The sequence below is a fragment of the Burkholderia sp. CpTa8-5 genome (genome assembly GCF_017815045.1).
In the GTDB taxonomy this organism is placed as follows: Bacteria; Pseudomonadota; Gammaproteobacteria; order Burkholderiales; family Burkholderiaceae; genus Burkholderia; species Burkholderia sola.
The window spans coordinates 263,153-280,162 of sequence record NZ_JAGIQD010000001.1 but is presented as its reverse complement, the minus strand read 5'-3'; the positions used below and the strand labels follow the sequence as shown (position 1 = coordinate 280,162).

Below are 17,010 nucleotides of genomic sequence, written 5' to 3'. Positions count from 1 at the left end.
AACGACATGTCCGTACACCTGTCGCTCGTATTCCCGGGCGCCGCCGCGCACGTTCCGCAGCTTGTTCGCGAACTTGTCGCACGGCGGATCGCGGTGCTTCGCGGCCCTCGCTCGTTCGATCTGAGCGATGCGCAGGCATTGCTGCATCTCGGGGCCATGACGTGCGATCGCGTCGACTACGTCGTCGCCGACGCTTCCCCCACGCTGGAATCGATCGAGATGGCCGGCGCGTTCTTTGCGGCGAGCGGCGCGGACGCGATTCTTGCGATAGGCGGCGGGGCTGTCATCGATACGGCGAAAGGTGTCAGACGGATCGCCGCATGTCCGCACTTGTGCGCCGCCGATGCGCTACGTATGCGCGGCGGGTCTACCCGACGGCTTCCTGCTTGCATCGCGGTGCCAACCACGGCCGGGACGGGAAGCGAAGTCACGCCATTCGCGACGTTCTATGTCGGAGGCATCAAGCATTCGGTCGACCATCAGGACGCCATGCCGGACCGCGCCGTGGTCGATGCGCGATTGACGGGAAGCCTCGACGCACGCCAGACGGCCTGCTCCGGTGTCGACGCAATCTGCCACGGCATCGAGTCGATGTGGTCGAACGCGGCGACGGCGGAAAGCATCACGTATGCGAGCGATGCGCTGACGCTCTGTGGCAGGCATCTAGGCGACGCGATTCGCAAGGGAGACGCCAACGCACGTGCCGCCGTCATGTACGCTGCGCATCTGTCCGGCCGCGCGATCGCGATCACCCGCACAACCGCGGCACATGCGTTGTCGTACGCTCTGACGGCGCGGTTCGGTATCCCCCACGGTCATGCGGTCGGCCTGTTCATGGGGCCGGTGCTCGCCGAACACGCGCGTGCGGTTCATCGCGGCAAGGGCATTGCCGAATATCAGGAGACGATCCTGGCACGCCTCGCGTTGCCGAATGCACGCACGCCACGGCAGCGATGGGAGGCGCAGTTGCGTGAATGGGCGCTGCCCGCGACGCTCGCAGAGGCCGGCGTCCCGCGCTCGGCATACGCGGAACTCGTTGCGGAGGTGAATCTCGAACGGCTCGCCAATCATCCGGTACGCCTCGATCTGCAACATTTGCTCGATGCGTTGTAAGTACGGACCGCTGATCGATTTCAATCCAGATAATCGGCCCGCAACGCGGCATTTGCCCCCGACGCGTTGATCAGCGGACCACTTTACGGGGGCATGGAGAGCAAGTGATGAGCAAGCAACCCGAAGTGGTACATGCGAATTTCGATTTGTTCCAGAAGGAGGCGTCGACCCTGATCGGGTCGTTCTCGGAGGCGATCGCGCGCGTCGGCAGGGGGCCCGCGCCCAATCAGGCAGTGCTCAAGCAGGTGCTCGAGGCCTCGCTCGCGAACACACTGGCGTCACTCGCGGCGTCATTGGCGACGTCGATCTCCCACGTGTCGCGTGCCGATTCGTTCGCGAACAACGTAGGCCGTTTGCGTGAGCGTGTGCAGTCGCAAAGCAATTTGTTGATCAAGGCAAGCGAGATCAAGTGAAAGATGCGGCCTGGTTGAAACTAGGCCGCACTTGTGAGAGCACGCTCATCATGACCTCCGATTCGGGCACTTTTCAGGCGTTCTTGCGTCAGCAGATCGAACGGGAGCAGGCGCCCGTCTACAAGCCGATTCGCAGGCTGTCGACGCGCCTGTCGTGGCGCCTCGCGAAAGCGAACGTCCACCCCAACCTGCTGACGTTTCTCGGGGCGCTCGCGGCGCTCGCCGCCGCGACCCTGATGTCGTACGGGCAGCGTGGCGCGATGATGGCGGCAGCGGCGCTTATCGCGGTCGCGTATCTGTTCGACTGCATGGATGGTGAGGTTGCGCGAGCCGGCGGCCGGGCGTCCGCGTTCGGCGGACAGCTCGATCAGCTTTCGAATTGGGTGACGCTCGTCGCACTGCAGATCGGGCTGGCACTCGGCGCCTCCGTGCAGTCCGGCAACCCGTCGATGGCGACGTGGGGAATGTTTGCCTTGGCCGGCTGGTGCACGTTCTACTACCTGTACCTGCAACTCGCGAGCTGGGTGCCAGGCGACGGCCCGTTTGCGCTGCTGCGCAAGTTGTCGCGCATTCTCTTCGCGGCGATGCCGCTCGACGAGAATCTCGTGCTGCTTGCGGCGATCACGGGCCATGCGAAGATCGGTATCGTGGTATCGGCGATGCTGTCGCTGGCGCTGTCGGCGGTAGTTTGCGCGACTTACATCGCAGGCATGATCGCATCGATGCGCGAGACGCGCCAGGCGGATGCGGCATCAACGGCCCCCCCCTCCTGACGCGGCAATCCGGGCGACAGAAGGGATTTCCGGGATCGGCATCGACGTGGCAGGTTCACCGCACATGATTACCCGCATCTTGTGCCTACTACCCGTTCGCAACGGCGCGGAGCACCTGCAGGCATACTTCGATAACGTGCGGCGCTTCGCGTCCGGCATCGTCGCGCTGGACGATGGAAGTACGGACCAGACGCTCGACCTGCTGCGCCGGGAGGCACTTGTTCTTCAGGTGCTGCGCAATCCGCGACGATGGTCCTGTGCAGGATGGAACGACGCAGAGAACCGTCAAAGGTTGCTAGACGCTAGCGCCGTCCACGCACCCGACTGGATCGTCTGGCTCGACGCCGATGAACTCATCGCGGAACCCGACCTGCCTCTTCTGCGAACGCTGATCTCCGAAATCGCAAATCCGGGGCACGCTTATGCGTTCGAGGTTCTCAGAATGATCGGGGACTTGGCTCATTTCGACCAGCACCGACTTTGGGTGTATCGAATGTTCGGCTTCCGGGCCGGACAGCGTTTGCCTGCGGCGCGCCTGCACTTCCAGCCGATTCCGGACGACATCTCCCGGGAGCACATGCACCGGACCATCATTCGCATTCTGCACAAGGGCGGCATGACCCCGCAGGCAAGGCGCGCCAGATTTCTGAAATATCGAGAGGCCGATCCCGGGAAACTCTGGCAGGCGACGTATGCCAATCTCCTAGCAGGTCCGGGACATCTGTGGAGCCTGCGCGCGCATCCGAAAGACGCAGACATCGTCATCGAATGATCCCGCCTCTGGATTGCATCGATTTCCGTGACGGACCTAGCGAACGCTGCGGGACGCGACGATCGTTTCCGCGACCACATCCAGCGTATCCATCAACGGCTCCAGTTCTGCCGTCAACGCCGGGGTAATCATCAGTTGCTGTCCATCGGGTGAAAGCACAGCGAAGATACCTCGCTCGAGCAGTGACTGGATGATTTTTTTTGATCGGGACGCGTGCGCAAATTCGGGATCGCCTCCCCCGAGGTTGACCGCCATCGATAGCCCTACGCCATGGATGTCGAAGTGCCCCCCCAATTTTCGGCCGTTGGATTCGAATATCGCGGTCACGGCACTCGCCAGTTCGAGCGCACGGCTACCCAGGTCGGCGGCCTGGTGGAATGCAAGGGTCGACAACGCCGCTGCACAGCCCGCCGGCGACCCACCGTAAGTGGAAGCGAAAGAAGCTTCGTCCAAAAAGGATCGCAAATCGTTTGCCACGAGCGCGAGAGATAACGGGTAGAGCCCGTTTGTGAGTGCCTTTCCGCAAGTAATGACGTGCGGGCGAATGGGGCGGCCTTGGAATGACCATGGATGCCCCGTTCTGTTCATACCCGTCCCGATTTCATCACAGACCAACAGAAAGCCAAATTCGTCCGAAAGGCGCTGAAGCAGATTCAGGAATGCGTCCGGTACGACACGGCACCCGGCGTTGGTGAGGACGGTTTCGAACACGACCGCTCCTATGCTGTCTTCTCGCGTGAGTAACGCTTCGATCGTTGCAAGGTCCGCGTCCGAAACAGGAGCGGGCAGCGCGAAACGTCGATTATCGAGCCCCAGCGCATCAATGTGGTCGACAGGATATCCCGCGGCGAGCGCCGCGCCGAGCGTGCTTCCGTGATAGGCGTCGCCGACGCACGCGATTCCCCCTCTGCCGGTTATGACGCGGGCGACCTTGAGCGCGTTGTCGATCGCCTCACTGCCGCTGCATGACAGGATCGGAATGTATCCGGGAAAGATGCTGCCGAGCTGTTCCTTGAACCGCTCCTGGTTCGGATCCGTGCACCACGAGGGTCTGAAAGGGAGGGCTCTGGCGGCCTCGATCCAGTCCGTGAAGATCGCTTCGTTGTTCCAGCCGGCATTGGTGACGTTCCAACCGGAAGTCAGGTCGTAGTAGACACGCCCGTCGATGCCGATCAGTCGATCGTTCTTCGCGCCATGGAGCGCCAGCAGTTGTTCTCGGCCCATCTTTCGTCCTCGCTCACCATCGCCATTAGTCGTCTATCGCGCCCTCGGTCTTGTAGCAGTTGCGGCAGTGCGGCACGACCCGGCGCCCTGACGAGACGAGACTGGACCGGAACGCCTGACCTCGGCGCAGGATGTCGTCGACCTCTTCGCTGAAAATGTTTCCAATGACGCCACTCCGATCGAACGAGAGCATGCAGACATGCACATCGCCGGTTACCGTGATGCACATCGCGTTGCCTGCCCAGAAACAGGCTCCTTGAGGAAGGACGTCGGCCGCAAAGGGTATTTCCCGTCCTTCTCTGTCAATAGGGCAGACTCTGGTCCATGCGTCGCACCTGCGGGACAGGACGACAAGCTCACGATCGTAGATCGCGCCGCGCAGATAGGTGATCTCGTAGATTCCGACGCTCAAATGCGGCTCGCCTGCGGCATCTCGCGCATCCAGCAGCCTTTCCAAGCCGCGCAGCGTTGGTAACCACGGGCCGGGCCCCCGGTTGGCTTCGTGCAGGACTCGTCCACCCCCGTCTATGGACACGTATGCGAGATCTCCTTCGCGTGTTTGCCGAACAATCTCGGCACACGTGTCGTGCGAAAGCAGGAGCCCGTTAGTGTGGAACTCGAGTGGAACGCCAGGAGCGGTCGTATTGCGGATGCGAAGAAATTCGCCAAATCGCTTGTTTGTCAGCGGTTCACCGCGCCAGTTCAGATGGAGTTTCTCGATCGTGACGCCGGCGGCATTCAATTTTTCGAGCACGAGCGCGAAGTGATCCGTCGAGAGCAGGCGCGATGTATGGACATGCTTGGTATAGCAGTCGCGGCACGCCAGATTGCATGCCGCGGACAGATCCATCCAGATCCATAGGGGAACGGATCCTCGTTCCATTATCGGATTGCCCCCAAGGCACGCCAGTCGACCATGCGCAGGGTACTTCGCCGCCCGTCCAGCGCCCCCTCAATTTCACGCCATTGACGGTCCCAAATCGAAGTCGATCGAGGATCGACCCGGATGACCTTGCCTGCCGACGTAGACGCCCAGATCCACGATCCGTCCGGCAGGCACGCCGCGGCATGTTCGTGGATTCCGTCTTCGTCCCAGTCGAAAAAAGCCAACAGGCAGCGCTGCGCCGATACCATCTCCGTGGCTTGTACAGTAACGCCTTGGCGGCCTCTCGCCATTTGATCCGCAGTCATCCATGGAAGCTGCGCAACCGTGAGCCGCAGGCTCTTGCGAATGGCACGCATCAACAGACTCGAACAATCGATGCCGGTCGGCCCGCGGCCGCCGAACTTGTACGGGGCGCCAACCGAAGCCGCCAACCAGTGAGCGAGTCGAATCTCGTACCTGGCAATCGAGGCGATCATTCGAACGGCTGAACGCCCGAAACAAGAATGATTTTGTGGGCGAGCCGTGGGCTTCTGAGCGACGACGACGCCCCCACGACCATCGTTCCTGTAATGAGATCGTGCTGGTATTTGACGCTCGGCCACCATGGCGGGATATAAAGGATGGCTTCCACGCCGTCCTGGACAAGCAACCCGTCAGCGCCGGCTTCGGTAATGCTGACGACAGCCGGACTGCCGGGCTTGATCTTGCCAGCAACCGCCAGGCTTTCGCCCCCGATGTGCAGCTCGCCGCCAATGCCGGTCCGATTAGCCGTTTGCACCACTAATTGTGCGTCGCCGACCCGTAGCGGCGTTGATTTGATGTCGTCGGTGTGAACCGACAATGACAGATACCACGTTCCCCGGATTCGGACTGCCGCCATCGTTGCCCCCTTATGCGATAAGTGTGGTGGCTACTCGATAGAAACACGCAAAGAGCGTATCCATGTAGCGTTGCGTTGTCTACTATTAGATGCACCATCAACTCCGACCTGAGCAGGTGATGCATGGCACCGCGACCCTGCGACTTGCGTCGACAGGAGTGCGTTCGATGAAATCCGTCTCATCTGGCCAGACCCCAAACGAGTTACATCGATTCACCGGGACGCCCTCCCACCCCCTCCTCTGGGCCGTTCGTTGCTCTGGCGAAGTCTTCCGTGTCACGGCGACGGGAAAAATCACCGAGTCGTCCCTTCCGAAGGGATGGCATGCCGAGGAGGTCACGGTTGCCGCGCAGGGTAGGACCTGGGTCATGGCACGAAACGAATGTCACGCGAGATGGGGAGTCTGGCTGCGCGTTGCTGGCGGGGCTTCCTGGAAGCTGGTGATCGAGTTGGAACAGCATGCTGCGATTGCTGCAGCAAGGTCAGGCGTATGGGTGCTGGCAGGACACCGGCTGGACTTGATTGGCGACGACGGTCGTATTCTGCAATCCAATGGTCTCGAATTCGACGCGGTTGGCGTCTGTGAAGGTCCCGATGAGTCGCTGTGGTTGTTGGGGGGCCTTGCACGCTTGGGGGGAAAGCCGATTCGGAGACGAGGCGCAGGGGCGACGTGTTGGCACGAGATGCCAGAACCCATCGCGGCGACACAAATTGCTTGCGCACCGGACGGATGCGCGTGGACGGTCAACTCGCGAGGAGACCTTTGGCGGCTTCACCCGGACGGCCCCGGTCACTTCGCCGAGTGCCGTCAATCGGCAAACTGCCGCAACTGCCTGAAATCGCCTCGCGCCGGCATGGTCATCCGCGTCTGTGTCGGAACCGACGGTCAGGTCTGGTGTTTGACCCCAAAAACGGTACCAGGAGGATATTGCATCGCCAGACTGGCGCCCGGAAGCCGCCGCATGACTGAACTTCCCGGCCAGGTTGGCGCGATCAGCATCGCCGCTGCCACCGGTTGGCCTGACGGCGAGTAAGTGTCCAAAGCAGCATATCGGCGTCGGGCCGATGTTCCGCACCAATGTCAGCCCGGAAGCAATTCAGCCGATGGCGCTCTAGTGAAGCGGACATGCGACCTGGTCGATTTTTGGCGGAGACGAGTTAATCCGCTTTGGGCGACCGCACGACGCGCATCATTGGTACGCGAGCGGCCGGTAAGTCCTTGAAAAGCCGACACCCGAATGTCAGATCCCCTTACGCGAAGAATGGCGCTTCCTCGCCGATAGCGGCCTCTCGCCACACCGCCAACCGCAAGCCCGGCGAATCATTCCCCTGCCCGCGCTCCCCGCCTCATATGCCCCTCGGCAACCGCACCGTAAAAACGGTTTCCGTCTGATCCGACCGCGCATCAATCCGGCCGCGATGCGCCTTGGCGATTTCGTTGGCGATAAACAACCCGAGCCCTAGACCGGCATCATCCCCCGTCCGTCGCGAACGATCAGCCTCCCCGCGCTCGAGCGGATCGAAAATACGGTCGAGCGTGCGCGGATCGATCGCCGGCCCGCTGTTGCCGACCTCGACGACCACGTCGGCGCCCGTCGTCGCGGCCACCACCCGCACCGGTGTATCGCGCGCACCGTACTTGACGGCATTGCTCACCAGATTGCTCAGCAACTGCTGCATGCGCTGGTCGTCCCACTCGCCCCGGAGATCCCCACGCATATCGACGGTGATTTCGCGATCCGGATGACCTGCCCGCAGCTCGTCCACCACATTGACGAGCACATGCGCGAGGTCGATAGGACCGGGAACGACGTTGATGCCCAGCCCGAGCTGGGTTCGATTGAAATCGCAGAGATCATCGAGAAGGCCCTGCATGCGACCACCGCTTCTGATCAGCCGAGCGGCGGCCTCCGATACCTCCTCACCCGCATTGAGCGCGGCAAGATACGACGCCGTGAGCTGGATCGTCTGCAGCGGCGTGCGCATGTCATGGCTCAGCATGCCGAGAAACAAGTTACGAGCCTGTTCGACCTGTTCGGTAAAAAACGAGACGGATTCCGCCAGCGCCTGATCGATCGCTTCGTTGAAGCGAATCATGTCGTCCATGTCGACCGGGCCCGGCTGACACGCGTCGATCCACAGGCGCAGCACGCTGGCACGCAGCGCCCGATACTCGGCCGCCAACTGGTTGATGTTGAAACCCCGCTGGGCGCGCAAAACGGCATGCGTCTGCGCGGCCGTCTCGCTGGCGTTCGCCGGCTCGGGTGCGCGCCCCAGCGATTTTTCGTGTTGCGCTTTCCTCGTCTGCGGGGTCGCGATGTCCTTGGCGACGGCGATCAGGATCTCGCGCGCGTGGTCGCGTAGTCCGTGCGAGGTCATGTGCCTCGCGGCCGGTAACAGCGTGGCAGCAAACGCTTCCCACTGCACCAGGATCGGTTCCATGTTCCGTACGATGAAATCGGAAAGACGCATGTCGCCCCTCACAACGGAATGAACGGTGGACGCTTCTGTCGAACCGCAAGATATCACGTGAATGACGGCGAGGCCCGAAGCGGGCTTCGATTCGCACGCCCGTCACGTCGGGCGGCCACTATCGTCGATAATCGATCCGCGTCATTCCGGTTCCGCAGGGCGCCACACCTTTCAATTGCCGCGACGCCGGCAGCACGAACCTTGCTTCGCGCCCGTTCGACCTCCATCCGACGGTGGGATCGGCCGCCTCTTCCTGTCACGGCCGGCCGCCGGCACGAGATTGCACATGCCCAGGAAAAAATCCAGCCTCTGGTTGCGACATCTTGAACTGTTTTCCGCGGCGGCCGGCGCACGTCCGAAGAAGCGCGCCGGCAAGCCGCGGCCGGCCGCCAAAAAACCCGCCACCAAGCTCACTCAACGGCCCGCCAAGCCGGCCGCCCCCGCCCGCGCCGCCAAACGGACGGGTATCGCACGCGCGCCGTCGGCCCGGCCGCCCGGCACCTGGCTCCGCTCGTTTCATTCGGCCGGCCCGAGCGCCGGCCGGCTCGTGAACCATCTGGCGTACGCGTTGTATCTTCCCGCGGCACCGGCCGCAACCGCGGGCATGCCGGCCGTCGTCATGCTGCATGGCTGCAAGCAAACCGCCGAATCGTTCGCCGCGGGCACGCGCATCTGCCGTCTCGCGGAGCGCTCGGGGTTCGCCGTGCTGTTCCCCGAGCAGGCCAAGACGGCCCATGCGCACCGTTGCTGGCACTGGCATGGCGACGCGACCCAGTCGGAAGCCGCGTCCGTCGCGTCGCTGGTCGACGCCATCGCGCAGCGCCACGGCTTCGATCGCGACCGGATCTACGTGGCCGGCCTATCCGCCGGCGCGGGGCTCGCCGCGGCGCTGGCGCTCCGGTATCCCGACCGCTTCGCGGCCATCGGCCTGCACTCCGGGCCGGCCATCGCGCCGCCGTCGTCGACGATGGCCGCGATGAGCCTGATGCGTCGCGGCCTCCGCGACGATCCGATTCACGCGCTCGACGCGTGCGCCGACGTCGCGTCCTATCCCGGCATGCCGGCCTTGGTCATCCATGGTCGGCTCGATACGGTCGTGACCGACCGGAACGCGACGCAGCTCGGCATCGCGTTCGCGCGGCTCAACCGGCTCGTCGACGAACACGGTGCGATCCGCGTCGGCGAACAACGCAGCTACGCGCACGACGATGCAGACTACGTCGACTATTTGAAGGGTGGACGGCTGGTCGTCAGGGTGTGCATCGTCCGCGGGCTGCCGCATGCATGGAGCGGCGGCGATCCGGGCGAGCCGTTCCATTCCGCCACCGGCCCGGACGCGACCGCGATGTTCTGGCATTTCTTTCGTCGTCAGCGCCGCAAGCGACTGGCGTGACGCGCGACGCTCGCGCCCGTCGCCATCGCGTCGTCATGCCCGTTGCTCCAACGCCGCCGCGTTCGCACGATCGCCGGCACGCCGAACCGGCAACCGTATCCGGAAGGTCGTGCCGCGTCCCGGCTCGCTGGTCACGTCGATGGTGCCGCGATGACGCTCGACGATGCCGTGCGATACCGACAGCCCGAGCCCCGTGCCCTGCCCGACCGGTTTCGTGGTGAAGAACGGATCGAAGATCCGCCGGACGACGTCGGGCGTCATGCCGGCGCCGGTGTCGCTGATCGCGATCGATACCTGGTCGCCGTCGCTCGACGTACGGATCGTGATCACGCCGCGCTCCGGAATCGCCTGCGCCGCGTTGACCAGCAGGTTCATGAACACCTGGTTCAACTGCGACGGCAAGCATTCGACGTGCGGGACGTCGCCGTAATCGCGCACGATGTCGGCCTTGTACTTGAGCTCGTTGTGGACGACGTTGAGCGTGCTCTCGAGGCCCGCATGCAGATCGACCACGCTCCATTCGTCGCTGGCCGGGCGCGAGAAATCGCGCAAATCCTGCACGATGCGCCGCACGCGCAGCGCGCCGTCGATCGATTCGTCGATCAGCATCGCGATCTCGTCGCGGACGTAGTCGAGATCCGCGACACGGTGCACGGCCGTCAGCGCGTCACGGGTGGCCGGATCGAGCTGCGGCAGCGTGGCCTCATGCGCCGCGACCACGTCGAGCAGGCTGCGCACCCACGTCTTCAGCGTATTGAGGTTCGCGCTGACGAAGCCGATCGGATTGTTGATCTCGTGCGCGACACCGGCCGCGAGCTGCCCGATCGACGCGAGCTTTTCCGACTGCAGCAATTGCTCGTGCGTTTCCTCGAGCGCATGCAGCAGGCGCCGCTGTTCGTCCTTCTCCTGTTCGAGCAGCGCGTGCGCGGCCTTGCGTTCGTCGATCTCGGTCGCCATGTTCTCGCGCGTACGTTGCAGCATCTGCGTCGTCTGCTCGTAGCGATGCAGTGCGCGTTCAAGTTCGCCGGTTCGCAACCGCACGAGTCGCTCCAGCGTGTCGGTCATCCCGCGCAGGAACGTTGTGCGCGCATCGAAACGGCACACCAGCAGCGTGACGACCAGCGTCGCCATCGTGAACAACGCGACCGTCGTCGCGAGCCACGGTGCGTCGACGTCGTTCGCGGCGCCGCACCGCGCATCCGGCGCGAAATGCGCGGCCGCCATCGCCGTGTAGTGCATGCCGGTAATCGCCATGCCCATGATGACGGCCGCGCCGATGCGCTGCGCGGTCGCGTAGCGTGCCTGCTGCATGCGCAACGCCTGCGCGATCCACAGCGCGGCCGTCGACGCGATCACCGCGATGCCGATCGACGCGGCGAACAGCAACGCATCGTAGCGAATGCCGGGCTGCATGTGCATCGCGGCCATCCCGGTGTAATGCATGCCGGCGATCCCGCCGCCCATCAGCACGCCGCCCGCGCACAGCCGCCGCCAGCCCAGCCGTGCGCGCGTGACGACGTTCAGCGCGAAATACGACACCAGCACCGCGATCGCCAGCGAGGCGCCGGTTTCCTGCCATGCATAGCCGAGCGGCACCGGCAACGAAAACGCGAGCATGCCGACGAAATGCATCGACCAGATGCCGGTGCCCATCGCCGCCGCGCCACCGCCCAGCCACGCGCGCTTGAGCTTCGGATTGTCGAGCAGCGAAATGAACGCGGCGAGGTCGAGCGTCGTATAGGAGGCCAGCGTCGCGATCGCGAGCGACAGCAGGACGAGCGGAACGTTGTAGATGCCATGCATGATCGGACGCCCGGAACGGGTTGATTGCATCGCCGCGGTGCGGGCGCTCGCGCGCACCGCGGCCATCAGGCCGCCGTTCGACGTCAGGCAGGCGGCGCGCCTGGGTGGGGGGCGTGCGCGTGCCCCGCCGGACGGGCCAGCACGAGAATGTCGAACGGCGTGCCCTCCCGCGTTTCGAAGCGGCGCACGAGTTCGATCTGGTGCGCGGACATCACGCTGCCCTTCGTCATCAACAACACGCCGCGATGCGTGCGCAGATCGTCGGCGAGTTCCATTCCTTCGCGCAGTTGAGCCGACTGGATTTCCGCGACGGACGCCGCGATGCCGAGGCTCGCCGGATCCCGCATCAACTCGACGAAGCGTGCGACCAGTTGCGGGTCGTAACGCACGCCTGCTTGCGAGTGCAACACGTCGATCGCCTGCTCGATCGAATGCGGCGCCCCGATTTCGCCGTGGCGCAGCCCTTCGAAATCGCGCGCGATCGCGACGATCCGCGACCCGACCGGGATCGCGTCGCCGACCAGCCCATCCGGCGTGCCGCGGCCGTTGAAGCGCTCGTACTGGTGCAGCACGATCGACGCGACCTTGTGCAACTGGGCGACCGGCGTCAGCACCATCTGCGCGCGCAGCGGATGCTCCTGGAACACCCGGTGCTCGTCCGTCGTCATCCGCGTGAGCGGCTTGTGCAGCAATTCGTCCGGCAGCGACAGCTTGCCGATGCCGTGCAACAGCCCCGCGAAATAGACGTCCTGCGCATGCAGTTCGCTCATCCCGTCGGCGAGCGCGAGCCGGCGCGCGATCTCGCCGACGCGCATCGCATGCCCGCTCGCGGCCCCGCAGCGCAGCTCGATCATGCTTGCGCACACCTGAACCATCGCCGTGAAGCTGCTTTTCAGGTCCCGCTGCGCCGCTTCGAGGAACATCACCGTCTGGCCGAGCTCCTCGGTTCGCGCGCGAACCTGCGTTTCGAGATCCGTGTTGAAACGGCGCAGCGCTTCGTTCTGCGCTTCCGTCAGCGCCGCCAGCCGGGCCGCTTCGCCGCGCAAACGGCGCTGCTCCAGCGCGTGCTCGATCGTCAGCAGCAGGTCGTGATCGTCCCACGGCTTGTTCAGGTAGCGATACACGCCGCCTTCGTTGACGGCCTGCATGACCGACGCGATCTCCGCATAACCGGTCAGCAGAATGCGCATCGTGTCCGGGTACAGCGCCCGCGCGCGCGCCAGGAATTCCGCGCCGCTCATGCGCGGCATCCGCATGTCGGACACGATCAGGTCGATTTCCGTCGACGCCAGGATCTCGAGCGCGGCCTCGCCGCTGTCGGCGGTCACGATGTCGTAGCCGGTGGGCCGGAACACGCGCCTGAGCGCGGACAGCACGTTCGGTTCGTCGTCGACCAGCAGGATCGACGGTACGCGCGCCGCGTCGCCGGATGCCGCGGCGGTGTCGGACGTTTCGGGCGGCACGGCATTCACGCCGTTTGTTGCAGATGTCGTCATAATCGGCCTCGGATCCATTATTTACGCCCTCTCTGCAACATCGGCCGGTGCCGCGTTTTCCACATTGGTGAAAACGCTAATGCGTGCGTGTCGATTTCGACCGGAATGCATCACGCGAGTGCTACGTCGTTGCCGCGCCCGGTTCGCGGCGGTAGGTGATGTCCCATTCCGCTTCGTCGGTTCGCACGAAGCCGTGCCGTTCGTAGAAGCGGTTCGAATCGCTGCCGCGCAAAGCGCCGACGCGAACGGTCATTCGATGTTCGTCGGCGTCGGCCAGGATCGCGCGCAGCACGGCGGCGCCGATGCCTTTGCGCTGATGCGCGGGCACGGGCCACCGGACATCGAGGACGCGTGATCGCTTCAGCGCGCCTCGATGCCTTGCGCTTGCATGAACTGACTCCGGACATCTTCGCTCAACACGGACTTCGGCGGCACACCTCTCGTCGATCGGCGAGCGCGAAGCAAGCGAGCCGATGCGATCGGCTCAAGGAATAAAAAACGCTGGCCAGTAAGCTGGCCAGCAAAAGGTTCTGGCGATCCGAGGTTGAGTGTGCCAGAACCGCATACATTGACCGGCGTACGTGTACAAACGGACGGAGACGGCAAACGACCTGCCCCAAAGATCGGGACGCCCGGCCCGACCCCGCGCAACAATCTGTGATCGCAGTTTAGGCCAAGCTCACGGATGCTGCCACGCGAGCGTTCACGCCCGCAAGCTCGAACGCATCGTCGGCATTCGGCCCTTCCCATGTCGCGATCATCGCATCGGTCGGCAGATAGTCGGGATCGGCCGACGCGACGCCGGCCCACAGTCCTTGAGACACCTGTCTGCCATGGAGATAAAAGTGCAGCTCCCGGCCAGCGCGCTCGCAAGTACACCGGATTCTCTCCACCGATTGGCCCAGCCCTCTGATCTGTGCGACCTGGTTGCGATCCAGCTCGAACATGGCGCTCACCACCCCGTCGCAATCGACAATGCCGATCATGTTGCTGTCATCGGTGAATGTCCACGACGGATGCGGCGTGCCCAAACGCAGCATGAAAAAATCTGCGGATTCTGAACCAATCATCATGTTTCTCCTGCAACGATACGCCGTTCTACTAACTGTAACTCGATAAAGACACGCGCTCATCCAATGCCCTATCCTCGCCGTGCCTGGATGCGCGAGTGGCGGTACGCCAGCGCGTTGCAACAGGCGGGCGCAACATGGAAACGCGCACCGCCCGTCGCTTCCGGAGCCCCTACACGCTTGCCCGGCCCGCCACGGTTTCCGCGGCCGTACTCTCCGAACCGGAAAGCTTCACCGCCACGGCCGCGGCCGCCGTGCTCCCGTAGACGTTGAGCGCGGTTCTTCCCATGTCGAAAAACGCGTCGACGCCCAACAGCAGCAGCACCGCATCGGCCGGCAATCCGATCGACGTGAGAACGATGGTGATCGCGACGATCGCGCCGGACGGCACGTTGGCTGCTCCGTCGATGGTGACGATCGTCAAGATCAGAATCGTGATCACCAGCGGCCAGGACCAGACGAGGTGATAGGCGTCGGCCAGATACCCGACCGCGAGGGCCGTGTAGAGCACCGCGCCGTCGCGATTGAAAATATAGGCGAGCGGCAAGATCGTGGACGCCACGCCATAGGGCACGCCCAGTTCAACCAGCTTCTTCAGGTGCAACGGATAGGTAATTTCGGACGAACGCGTCGTGAACCCCAGGATCAGCGGCTCCTTCACCTTCCTGAGCACGGCGAGCGGCGACTGACCGGCGACGCGAATGACGATGGTCAGCACGACCGCCAGAATCGCCATGCCGAGATAGGCCACGCCCAGCAGCTCGATGAGCGAGTGCGCGCCCGTGAAGCCCTTGGCTGCCAACAACTGCGCGATCGCGGCGAAGATCGCGAGCGGCGACCATGCGATCACCCACTGGATCATCTTGAACAGCCCCGACAGCAGCGCCTCGAAAACGGCAATCGCAGGCTCGGCCCGCTCCGGGGCGGCCGACAATGCGGCGCCGAAAATGACGCCGAAAACGAGCACCGGGAGCGAATTCCCCGCAGCAAGCGCAGCGACGATGTTGGCGGGGATCAAATCGACGAGGAATTTCGTCCAGTCGATGCTGGAAGCAAGCGCGGCGGGCATCGATCCGGAGTGAGTCAGGCTCGCGCCGAGACCCGGTCGAAATGCAAAGTTGAGCAGCAGGCCGCACGATGCAGCCAGGCCCGTCATCAAAATGAAGAAGGCGATACTGGACAGGGCGACCTTGCCAAGCCGCTCGCGAAGCCGGCCCGCACGGAAGACCCCGACCGTGACCGACAGGAAGATCAACGGCATGACGACCATCTTGATCGCGTGGCCGAATATCGTGCCGAGAAAGCCCAGCTTCGCGGCGAAGCCCGGCGCAAACACGCCGCAAGCGACGCCCAGCACCAGTCCGCCAAACATTTGCATCGGGAGGGAAAGCCCTTTATTTTTCGTGTTCATGCCGTGCCTTTAGCAGTTTTATCCGTGCCGGCGTGCCGTCAACGATGTGATTCCACATATGCTGACGCGCAAGCTCGCCGTCGTTCGCTTCGATTGCGTGAAAGATGTGCAGGTGCTCGATCGTGCCGCGCCGAACGGTTTCCGCGTCGCCACGCGGGAGTTCGTTCAGGGCCAGGGTCTGGGCCCGCAATAAACCATACGCCGACGAGATCCGGACGTTCCGTGCGGCAGCAAACAACTCTTGATGAAACACCCAACCGATACGTTGCTCGAGCATGATGTCCGCGACGTCCCGGTCGATCAGTTCCCGCATTTTTGCCGCGGCCTCGCGAAGGCCTGCCGTTACGCCGGACTTCGCTGCGAGAAACGCTGCGGTACTCTCGAGGGCCAGCCGCATTTCAAAAATTTCGCGAAGATCGCTGGTCGTCGGCGACGCGACATAGGTGCCGCTCTTTTCGATCACGACGACCAGCCCTTCGGATTCGAGCAAATGCAATGCGCTGCGCACCGGCATCTGGCCGAAACCCAGTTCGTCCGACAGGCCTCGGTGAGATACTTTCTGCCCAGGCGCAAGACGGCCGTCAAAGATCCGCGATCGGATCTCGTCGTAGGCCAGTTCTGCATCTGTCGATACTTTCAACGTCATCTGTGATCGCAGTTAGCGTATGATTCAAAAAACAAAACAGGTAGGAAATTACCCTTACTCGCCATGCCCGGCAACTGCTAATTTTGCGAGTGGGTATGTCGAAAGAGAATTGGAAGAAAATCCGCGTTACGAAGAGAGCCGATAATTATATGATTTCACAAGATGTGCGCTTTACCATCTGTGCCGTCCGTGCGGAAGAAACCTATCCCCTCAGGGCCGCCATCCTGATGGCGGGAGATGAAGAGGGAAGCGCGCTACACGGAGATCACGCCCCAACGACGATGCACTTTGCCGTTCGTGACAACGACAGGATCGTTGCGGTGGCATCGGTGTGTAAAGAAGCACAATCCGGCGCTTTGAACACTGAAATGTGGCGCCTTCGCGGCATGGCCGTCGATCCGTCGGTACGCGGCCTGGGATTCGGACGCCTGCTGGTCAATCTGTCCATTCGCCATGTGCGCGAACAGCGCGGCGTGCTGCTCTGGTGCACGGCGCGCGAATCGGCATACCCGTTCTATGAAATGCTCGGCTTTGAGCGGGACCCGATACCGATTTCAATGCATGGCCGCGACGACATGAAATTCTATTTAATGCAACGCCGGATCGAATACTGAGTTTCGTCCGAGATTGACGTTCGATTGGAATCGGACGCCGAGGT

17 protein-coding genes and 1 pseudogene are annotated in these 17,010 nt (G+C 63.3%); 7 read left to right on the top strand and 11 right to left on the bottom strand.

Going from position 1 to position 17,010, the window contains the following annotated elements:
* Positions 1-6: 6 nt before the first annotated feature.
* The 4 genes from J8I35_RS01280 (at position 7) to J8I35_RS01265 (ending at position 3,071) form a co-directional block, all read left to right on the top strand.
* Positions 7-1,113 (top strand): phosphonoacetaldehyde reductase, encoded by a 1,107-nt coding sequence (locus tag J8I35_RS01280; protein ID WP_185722562.1) that lies wholly within the window; start codon positions 7-9, stop codon positions 1,111-1,113.
* Between the two features lie 107 nt (positions 1,114-1,220).
* The gene (locus tag J8I35_RS01275) at positions 1,221-1,526 is read left to right on the top strand and encodes a hypothetical protein (RefSeq protein ID WP_124630104.1); all 306 of its coding nucleotides are present in this window, start codon (positions 1,221-1,223) and stop codon (positions 1,524-1,526) included.
* 50 nt (positions 1,527-1,576) lie between these two features.
* The gene (locus J8I35_RS01270; protein WP_124630103.1) at positions 1,577-2,299 is read left to right on the top strand and encodes a CDP-alcohol phosphatidyltransferase family protein; all 723 of its coding nucleotides are present in this window, start codon (positions 1,577-1,579) and stop codon (positions 2,297-2,299) included.
* Between the two features lie 64 nt (positions 2,300-2,363).
* Entirely contained in the window at positions 2,364-3,071 is a 708-nt protein-coding gene (locus tag J8I35_RS01265; protein WP_185722560.1) for a glycosyltransferase family 2 protein, read from the top strand.
* A 36-nt stretch (positions 3,072-3,107) separates the two neighbouring features.
* Here J8I35_RS01265 and J8I35_RS01260 read toward each other — a convergent pair whose 3' ends face one another.
* The 4 genes from J8I35_RS01260 to J8I35_RS01245 are packed head-to-tail and all read right to left on the bottom strand — an operon-like array spanning position 3,108 to position 6,061.
* A complete protein-coding gene (locus tag J8I35_RS01260; protein WP_209924253.1) occupies positions 3,108-4,295 on the bottom strand; it encodes an aminotransferase class III-fold pyridoxal phosphate-dependent enzyme in 1,188 nt (395 codons plus the stop codon).
* Positions 4,296-4,320: 25 nt separating this feature from the next.
* A complete protein-coding gene (locus tag J8I35_RS01255; RefSeq protein WP_209924252.1) occupies positions 4,321-5,145 on the bottom strand; it encodes a radical SAM protein in 825 nt (274 codons plus the stop codon).
* A 32-nt stretch (positions 5,146-5,177) separates the two neighbouring features.
* A complete protein-coding gene (locus J8I35_RS01250) occupies positions 5,178-5,657 on the bottom strand; it encodes an NlpC/P60 family protein (RefSeq protein ID WP_185722556.1) in 480 nt (159 codons plus the stop codon).
* Positions 5,654-6,061 (bottom strand): hypothetical protein, encoded by a 408-nt coding sequence (locus J8I35_RS01245; protein ID WP_185722554.1) that lies wholly within the window; start codon positions 6,059-6,061, stop codon positions 5,654-5,656. Before J8I35_RS01245 ends, J8I35_RS01250 begins: the two co-directional genes overlap by 4 nt.
* Before the next feature lie 368 nt (positions 6,062-6,429).
* Between J8I35_RS01245 and J8I35_RS01240 the strand changes: the two genes are divergently transcribed.
* Positions 6,430-7,095, top strand: a complete 666-nt coding sequence (locus J8I35_RS01240; protein WP_124637496.1) for a hypothetical protein — start codon at positions 6,430-6,432, stop codon at positions 7,093-7,095.
* A gap of 313 nt (positions 7,096-7,408) precedes the next feature.
* Here J8I35_RS01240 and J8I35_RS01235 read toward each other — a convergent pair whose 3' ends face one another.
* The gene (locus J8I35_RS01235; RefSeq protein WP_209924251.1) at positions 7,409-8,533 is read right to left on the bottom strand and encodes a sensor histidine kinase; all 1,125 of its coding nucleotides are present in this window, start codon (positions 8,531-8,533) and stop codon (positions 7,409-7,411) included.
* 286 nt (positions 8,534-8,819) lie between these two features.
* Between J8I35_RS01235 and J8I35_RS01230 the strand changes: the two genes are divergently transcribed.
* The gene (locus tag J8I35_RS01230) at positions 8,820-9,926 is read left to right on the top strand and encodes a PHB depolymerase family esterase (RefSeq protein ID WP_209924250.1); all 1,107 of its coding nucleotides are present in this window, start codon (positions 8,820-8,822) and stop codon (positions 9,924-9,926) included.
* A gap of 33 nt (positions 9,927-9,959) precedes the next feature.
* On the opposite strand, the gene J8I35_RS01225 is transcribed toward J8I35_RS01230, so the two are convergent.
* The 6 genes and pseudogenes from J8I35_RS01225 to J8I35_RS01200 form a co-directional block, all read right to left on the bottom strand.
* The gene (locus tag J8I35_RS01225) at positions 9,960-11,729 is read right to left on the bottom strand and encodes a histidine kinase (protein ID WP_209924249.1); all 1,770 of its coding nucleotides are present in this window, start codon (positions 11,727-11,729) and stop codon (positions 9,960-9,962) included.
* A gap of 83 nt (positions 11,730-11,812) precedes the next feature.
* Positions 11,813-13,225 (bottom strand): HD domain-containing phosphohydrolase, encoded by a 1,413-nt coding sequence (locus tag J8I35_RS01220; RefSeq protein ID WP_209924248.1) that lies wholly within the window; start codon positions 13,223-13,225, stop codon positions 11,813-11,815.
* Between the two features lie 121 nt (positions 13,226-13,346).
* Positions 13,347-13,574: pseudogene (locus J8I35_RS01215) on the bottom strand (GNAT family N-acetyltransferase); the annotation flags it as partial.
* Positions 13,575-13,893: 319 nt separating this feature from the next.
* A complete protein-coding gene (locus J8I35_RS01210) occupies positions 13,894-14,298 on the bottom strand; it encodes a hypothetical protein (protein WP_124592639.1) in 405 nt (134 codons plus the stop codon).
* Between the two features lie 169 nt (positions 14,299-14,467).
* A complete protein-coding gene (locus tag J8I35_RS01205; protein ID WP_209924247.1) occupies positions 14,468-15,706 on the bottom strand; it encodes a dicarboxylate/amino acid:cation symporter in 1,239 nt (412 codons plus the stop codon).
* Positions 15,690-16,352, bottom strand: coding sequence for a GntR family transcriptional regulator (locus tag J8I35_RS01200; protein WP_050013504.1), 663 nt, complete (start codon positions 16,350-16,352; stop codon positions 15,690-15,692). Before J8I35_RS01200 ends, J8I35_RS01205 begins: the two co-directional genes overlap by 17 nt.
* Positions 16,353-16,501: 149 nt before the next feature.
* On the opposite strand from J8I35_RS01200, the gene J8I35_RS01195 reads away from it, so the two are divergent.
* A complete protein-coding gene (locus J8I35_RS01195; protein WP_209924486.1) occupies positions 16,502-16,966 on the top strand; it encodes a GNAT family N-acetyltransferase in 465 nt (154 codons plus the stop codon).
* The last annotated feature ends 44 nt before the right edge of the window (positions 16,967-17,010 follow it).

Excerpts from the sequence above, each read along its gene's own strand:
- J8I35_RS01200 (WP_050013504.1), bottom strand. The coding sequence starts at position 16,352 with ATGACGTTGAAAGTATCGACAGATGCAGAACTGGCCTACGACGAGATC.
- J8I35_RS01195 (WP_209924486.1), top strand. The coding sequence starts at position 16,502 with ATGATTTCACAAGATGTGCGCTTTACCATCTGTGCCGTCCGTGCGGAA.
- J8I35_RS01225 (WP_209924249.1), bottom strand. The coding sequence starts at position 11,729 with ATGCATGGCATCTACAACGTTCCGCTCGTCCTGCTGTCGCTCGCGATC.
- J8I35_RS01230 (WP_209924250.1), top strand. The coding sequence starts at position 8,820 with ATGCCCAGGAAAAAATCCAGCCTCTGGTTGCGACATCTTGAACTGTTT.
- J8I35_RS01280 (WP_185722562.1), top strand. The coding sequence starts at position 7 with ATGTCCGTACACCTGTCGCTCGTATTCCCGGGCGCCGCCGCGCACGTT.
- J8I35_RS01260 (WP_209924253.1), bottom strand. The coding sequence starts at position 4,295 with ATGGGCCGAGAACAACTGCTGGCGCTCCATGGCGCGAAGAACGATCGA.
- J8I35_RS01235 (WP_209924251.1), bottom strand. The coding sequence starts at position 8,533 with ATGCGTCTTTCCGATTTCATCGTACGGAACATGGAACCGATCCTGGTG.
- J8I35_RS01255 (WP_209924252.1), bottom strand. The coding sequence starts at position 5,145 with ATGGATCTGTCCGCGGCATGCAATCTGGCGTGCCGCGACTGCTATACC.
- J8I35_RS01205 (WP_209924247.1), bottom strand. The coding sequence starts at position 15,706 with ATGAACACGAAAAATAAAGGGCTTTCCCTCCCGATGCAAATGTTTGGC.
- J8I35_RS01265 (WP_185722560.1), top strand. The coding sequence starts at position 2,364 with ATGATTACCCGCATCTTGTGCCTACTACCCGTTCGCAACGGCGCGGAG.
- J8I35_RS01220 (WP_209924248.1), bottom strand. The coding sequence starts at position 13,225 with ATGACGACATCTGCAACAAACGGCGTGAATGCCGTGCCGCCCGAAACG.
- J8I35_RS01240 (WP_124637496.1), top strand. The coding sequence starts at position 6,430 with ATGGCACGAAACGAATGTCACGCGAGATGGGGAGTCTGGCTGCGCGTT.
- J8I35_RS01210 (WP_124592639.1), bottom strand. The coding sequence starts at position 14,298 with ATGATGATTGGTTCAGAATCCGCAGATTTTTTCATGCTGCGTTTGGGC.
- J8I35_RS01250 (WP_185722556.1), bottom strand. The coding sequence starts at position 5,657 with ATGATCGCCTCGATTGCCAGGTACGAGATTCGACTCGCTCACTGGTTG.
- J8I35_RS01245 (WP_185722554.1), bottom strand. The coding sequence starts at position 6,061 with ATGGCGGCAGTCCGAATCCGGGGAACGTGGTATCTGTCATTGTCGGTT.
- J8I35_RS01270 (WP_124630103.1), top strand. The coding sequence starts at position 1,577 with ATGACCTCCGATTCGGGCACTTTTCAGGCGTTCTTGCGTCAGCAGATC.
- J8I35_RS01275 (WP_124630104.1), top strand. The coding sequence starts at position 1,221 with ATGAGCAAGCAACCCGAAGTGGTACATGCGAATTTCGATTTGTTCCAG.